Source organism: Phormidesmis priestleyi ULC007 (assembly GCF_001895925.1).
GTDB lineage: Bacteria > Cyanobacteriota > Cyanobacteriia > Leptolyngbyales > Leptolyngbyaceae > Phormidesmis_A > Phormidesmis_A priestleyi_A.
This window is the reverse complement of record NZ_MPPI01000080.1, coordinates 1-4,446: the sequence shown is the minus strand read 5'-3', so window position 1 is coordinate 4,446 and position 4,446 is coordinate 1. Positions and strand designations below refer to the sequence as shown.

The window sequence follows — 4,446 nt, the reverse complement described above, 5'->3', positions numbered from 1 at the left end:
CGTTCTTCTGCACTCAGCGTTACCTTGTACTTCTTTGCAGGCATGGTTCCGTTCTCAGGTAGGGGAACGGTGGGTCTTCATTATCCATCATTCCTGCATTGACTGTCTACTAGTAGAAATCCAATAATGTTCTTAAAAATCTCATGAGCCTGTCCTGGCGTGAATATTTCAACCACTCCGTCCTGGAAAGCTAATCGCACACCGGGAGAACCTTCCAAGCCTTTCTGAATATGCTTGAACTGTTCCCAGGTACGATCGTGGTAAAGCTGACATTGAGTAAAGCTGACATAGATTTAGTTCCTTACTGACTGTCCATCTATAAACATTCACATGGCTGACGGTTGGTCCCGCTATCGCTAACGATTGGTACCGGATTAGTGACGATCGTGCTCTAAATTCCACAAACTCACCATTGCCGTCGATCGTCGTGTCGCGGCGTGCCGTAGGTGAGAGTAAAGCAATCTTTGTAAATAGTTCCTTTCTCTAGCGTCCAACGCCCTCGGTAAGGTCTGGTGTTGGCACCTGTGAAGAGGATATCGATCTCATATTCACCTGAACTAAGAGTGTAGGTCTGATTTACGCCATTGGTAGGACAGTTGAGAGGTGAAACTGCGTAGACTTGGCATTCTGGACATCGTGGGATGATCGCTGACTGTTTTTCAACACCTTTGAAGAAAACTCGCATTTCTTCAGGTGTGGAGTTTGTGATAGAAAGCTGAACCAAGTCTGAGCCAGTGGCACCCATTGATTGTGGGGGAGGCATGGGGATGTAGTCTTCAGTGTTTGGAGCAAACGTAGTTCTGTTAGCAGGTGAAAACGCGGTTGAAAGAGCCGAGAGTAGTACCATGCCGACGATGCCCATCATCCAAGGTTGATCGGAACGGATGCCAAAATTGCGAGGTCGGAACTTAGATGGATAGACGACTCGTGACCTTTGAGATCGTCGCTTCGATTTTGGGCTTCGAGCCGCCTTATCGTACCAAGCGTTGAGCGCGAATAAGAGCAAGACACAGCTACCGAGAATCGTAACTAAGACAATGCAAAGCTTAAACAGATCGTCCGGCATGGGTAAACTTGGGGTAGATGATGGATTGAATTCAAATCAAAGCCCCTTTCAAGTTGCACTGAGAGGGGCTTTGTTATGATTCCCAAGTTGTGAGGAAAGGACGATCGAAGGTCATTACTCCAAGCCAAGTCGATCGCTGATCACTTGCCAGATACGCCGATTTTCGGTTTGCAGTCCTCTCACTTCAGATTGCATCTCTTCAACGATCGTCAGTGTTCTGATTTGGGCTTCAGAGAGTCGCTCGATCGCGTTGGTGGTTCGTTCTAAGGCATCGGTGGTTCTAGCGTCGCTTTGATAAAAGATATCGATGAGTCGATTGAGCGAGACTTTGACATCAAGCATATCGACTTCTAAACGTTCAACTCGATCGGGCAGTCCGTTTGAGGGTTGGTCAGTCATAATGATAGGAACTACAACATTTTTCAATGATAAACCTCCCTAGATTACTTCTAGGGAGGTTTTTCTTATTACATTCAATGGGTGTTTGTGGAGCGGCATAATTTTCGGATGAGGAGATCGGACAAAATCGGACAAACCTTCGGATTTCGGATCGGACGGAAATCGGACTAGGTATCCGAAAATCCGTCCGATTATCCGATCGTCCGATCCGAAATTTTGGCACGGGTTCAAAGTGTTAGGATTAACCGCCATTCTTTGAGGGAAGAATCGCGCCATTCTCCTACTTGAATGTTGACTAATGCTGATAGCAAGCTCTTCATATGTTCAGTGTTTAAGCCGAATTTTTTGCCCCAATTGGCGCGTAATTTCTCACTTGAAATCCAGCCATCTTTCTCGCAATGTTGGGCACCTTGACCGCTCACATATTCGATTAAAGCCCAGCCAATATCACCGCACGCCTGCATGGCTTCTTGCTGCACTTTTAAGAGATAGGCTGCTTTGCCTGGTAGAGCCAGTTGAGCGTGAGGTGTGGTTCCTTCCGCTTCTGGCTCATACATTGACTGCAACTCTCGCAGGGTGCCATCAAACTCGATATCGTCGGTTGCCAGGTTGAGATGATGCTGTCTCATCAGTCGGTGGGCGATTTCTCGCTCTCTCAGGGAGTTGATCAGGTCCCACGGCAAACCGGGGTCAACTTGCTTTAAGCCAGAATTAGCCATCCGATCGCGCTCCTAATAATGAAGATTCCGAGTAGTCCGATCGCGAGTGCGAGCGAGGTGTCTTGCACCCAGCCAAAATGCTGATCGAGCAGGTTGCCAGAGATCAGGGCAATACCCAACCCTGCCAGCAGTAGCAGCAGTGTGACCCATACGCCGATGCCCAAAGGAGCGAGATGTCTAGCCATCAGTCCCAATAACGAACTAATGGCTAGACCCAACCCAACATAGTTGGAGAATCTAGCCATCCGAATCATTGAATTAAACTCCTAGTTTTACTTCCAACGGTTGTTAACTTCGGTGTGCAGGGCTTGATATTCCCTCACTCGCACTTGGGCTTCGTCGTGAGCCGCGCCCAAGCTGTAGCCCATTCCGGCATATTTGCCCGTCAGACCGTAGAGGGTTTTGGCTTTGGCAACGTCTGCCCCTTTCTTGGCGGCGGTGGCACCTGCAACACCCCAGCGACCAGGGCGACGGCGGCGGCGATCGCGATGGCGGCCGTTCCACCGCAAACCAGACAAGGTTTTCACGATCGCTTCTCAGCTTCTCGATCAGGGAAAGGGGCACTAACTGATAGTCGATGCCCTGCTGGTTGACGATCGGGTAACGGTCTGTCTGCACTGACTCCCACCGGGGGACGGGCTTAAGTTTGGTGATTTGGTTCATGATGGGATTGGTTAATGGGCAAGCAAAAAAGGGCGATCGCCTCCACCACCTGGAGGCGATCGCCCTTTCGATTATTCAGTTCGCTCTGACAACTTTGCGATCAGGGCATCCGCTTGCTGAACGGAAATTGCTGCAAAGTCTGCATCTGATGGAGTGGGCTGACTCGAAAGCTTTTCAAGCCGAAAGACCAGTGGGTGGAAGCGAGTAGCCCTTGCAGTGCGATCGCTGCAAAGTATTCTCGTTTGGTCAGCCCGTGATGGGTGGTGGTGCCGATCGGCGATCCCTCAAAGAAGTCAGTGCTGTGAACAGGAAATGCGTTATCGGTCGATCTTGTGGACATAATTAGAGTCTCCATAGGTGGTTTAAGTCTGCTGTGGAGCATCCAGGAAGAGTTCGCGCTCTGCCCTGGGTTAAGTTTTTTGGTCTATCTCCTACGAATCGTTACTAGGGCTGAAGTGGGAATGGGTTACGCCTCAGCGTTTTTGTTGTAGGGGTCTCAGGTCGGGTAGAGAAGACTCCTGCCAATGTTTAGGCTTGCTTTGTATTCCCGGTTGCTCTCACCTTTCGGAACACGAGAGTGTCACAAGATTCAGCCATGCACAGTCAGGAGCTTCACCCCCACAGAAGCCTGCCTGCGGTTTTCCCGCACAAGCCTCTTCATTCGGTCATTTACCAGGTGGGATGGAGTGACACGAGACGACCTGGCTTAGCCAGAGGATATCTGGCTTGGTAGCGCAGGAAGCTCTCCCACGTGAAGCTACGGCGCTGACTACGGCGATTCAACCACTTCAACAGCAGTCTGTGGACTGCCCGTTCAAAGCAGTAAAGTGCCCGACTGTTATCGGTGACTCCAAAGTAATTGAAATGTCCCCGCAGCTTCCGCCCCAATGCTTGCCAGAGTTCTGGCAGCTTACGAGCGTTACGTTCCTGGCGCAACCATTGATTGATAGACACCAGGGCACGGCGAAATCGCTTCTTCGAGGTCTTGCGCTTCAATCGAGCTTTCCCATTGCGACTCCTACCCCAGTAATGGGTGAAGCCGAGGAAATCAAAGCTGGGGAGATGTTCCCCCGCTTTGAAGGACTGCCAGGCTCGACGCTTGCCAAATGCCAGCAGTTGAGTTTTCTCCTGATTGAGTCGCAGTCCGAACTTTGCCAGTCGTTTCGGCAGGACTTGCATAAAGCGCTGTGCATCGTCCTCACACTCAAACACAGCAATGCTATCGTCTGCGTACCGGATCAGCGCACAGTACCCGCGACAGTGCTGGGTGACGACCGTGACAAACCACTGGTCGAGCACAGTGTCGAGGAACACGTTGGCAATCACCGGCGAGACAATGGTGAAGTGAACCCCCAAGACCAGACAGTTTTCAGGGGGTGAATAAGCTAGGGATTGAGACTCTCAGATCCGTTCGCCTTCGTGTTTAAGGTCTCGATTGCTTTGTCATTCCATTTGTTTCTTTAGATTATCACAATATACTTGATTTGGTGTTTGATAATCTAATCCTTGATGCGGACGGACTTGATTGTACCAACGAAACCACTGGTTGACCTCTTGCGTTAAGTGTTGACCATCCTCGAACGCTTTGAGATAAATCAA

Annotated in this window: 8 protein-coding genes; all 8 read right to left on the bottom strand. The window is 50.1% G+C overall.

The window, feature by feature from the left end:
• Nucleotides 1-406: 406 nt before the first annotated feature.
• The 8 genes from BRW63_RS26630 to BRW63_RS30120 all read right to left on the bottom strand — a co-directional run bounded on the left by BRW63_RS26630 (nt 407) and on the right by BRW63_RS30120 (nt 4,446).
• The gene (locus tag BRW63_RS26630) at nt 407-1,066 is read right to left on the bottom strand and encodes a hypothetical protein (RefSeq protein ID WP_073075329.1); all 660 of its coding nucleotides are present in this window, start codon (nt 1,064-1,066) and stop codon (nt 407-409) included.
• 114 nt (nt 1,067-1,180) lie between these two features.
• Nucleotides 1,181-1,465 carry a hypothetical protein gene (locus BRW63_RS26625; RefSeq protein WP_073075328.1) on the bottom strand — a complete coding sequence of 95 codons (285 nt, stop codon included), beginning with the start codon at nt 1,463-1,465 and terminating at the stop codon, nt 1,181-1,183.
• A 227-nt stretch (nt 1,466-1,692) separates the two neighbouring features.
• The gene (locus BRW63_RS26620; RefSeq protein ID WP_143162135.1) at nt 1,693-2,184 is read right to left on the bottom strand and encodes a hypothetical protein; all 492 of its coding nucleotides are present in this window, start codon (nt 2,182-2,184) and stop codon (nt 1,693-1,695) included.
• Nucleotides 2,166-2,429: a hypothetical protein gene (locus BRW63_RS26615; protein WP_223257536.1), complete on the bottom strand. Its 264-nt coding sequence runs from the start codon at nt 2,427-2,429 to the stop codon at nt 2,166-2,168. Before BRW63_RS26615 ends, BRW63_RS26620 begins: the two co-directional genes overlap by 19 nt.
• 27 nt (nt 2,430-2,456) lie before the next feature.
• Nucleotides 2,457-2,711: a hypothetical protein gene (locus BRW63_RS26610; protein ID WP_073075325.1), complete on the bottom strand. Its 255-nt coding sequence runs from the start codon at nt 2,709-2,711 to the stop codon at nt 2,457-2,459.
• 236 nt (nt 2,712-2,947) lie between these two features.
• Complete coding sequence (locus BRW63_RS27970) at nt 2,948-3,187, bottom strand: hypothetical protein (protein WP_143162134.1); 240 nt, start codon at nt 3,185-3,187, stop codon at nt 2,948-2,950.
• A 329-nt stretch (nt 3,188-3,516) separates the two neighbouring features.
• Nucleotides 3,517-4,173, bottom strand: coding sequence for a reverse transcriptase domain-containing protein (locus BRW63_RS26600; protein ID WP_223257535.1), 657 nt, complete (start codon nt 4,171-4,173; stop codon nt 3,517-3,519).
• A gap of 117 nt (nt 4,174-4,290) precedes the next feature.
• Complete coding sequence (locus BRW63_RS30120; protein WP_083583271.1) at nt 4,291-4,446, bottom strand: integrase core domain-containing protein; 156 nt, start codon at nt 4,444-4,446, stop codon at nt 4,291-4,293.

Excerpts from the sequence above, each read along its gene's own strand:
- BRW63_RS26630 (WP_073075329.1), bottom strand. The coding sequence starts at position 1,066 with ATGCCGGACGATCTGTTTAAGCTTTGCATTGTCTTAGTTACGATTCTC.
- BRW63_RS26625 (WP_073075328.1), bottom strand. The coding sequence starts at position 1,465 with ATGACTGACCAACCCTCAAACGGACTGCCCGATCGAGTTGAACGTTTA.
- BRW63_RS26620 (WP_143162135.1), bottom strand. The coding sequence starts at position 2,184 with ATGGCTAATTCTGGCTTAAAGCAAGTTGACCCCGGTTTGCCGTGGGAC.
- BRW63_RS26615 (WP_223257536.1), bottom strand. The coding sequence starts at position 2,429 with ATGGCTAGATTCTCCAACTATGTTGGGTTGGGTCTAGCCATTAGTTCG.
- BRW63_RS27970 (WP_143162134.1), bottom strand. The coding sequence starts at position 3,187 with ATGTCCACAAGATCGACCGATAACGCATTTCCTGTTCACAGCACTGAC.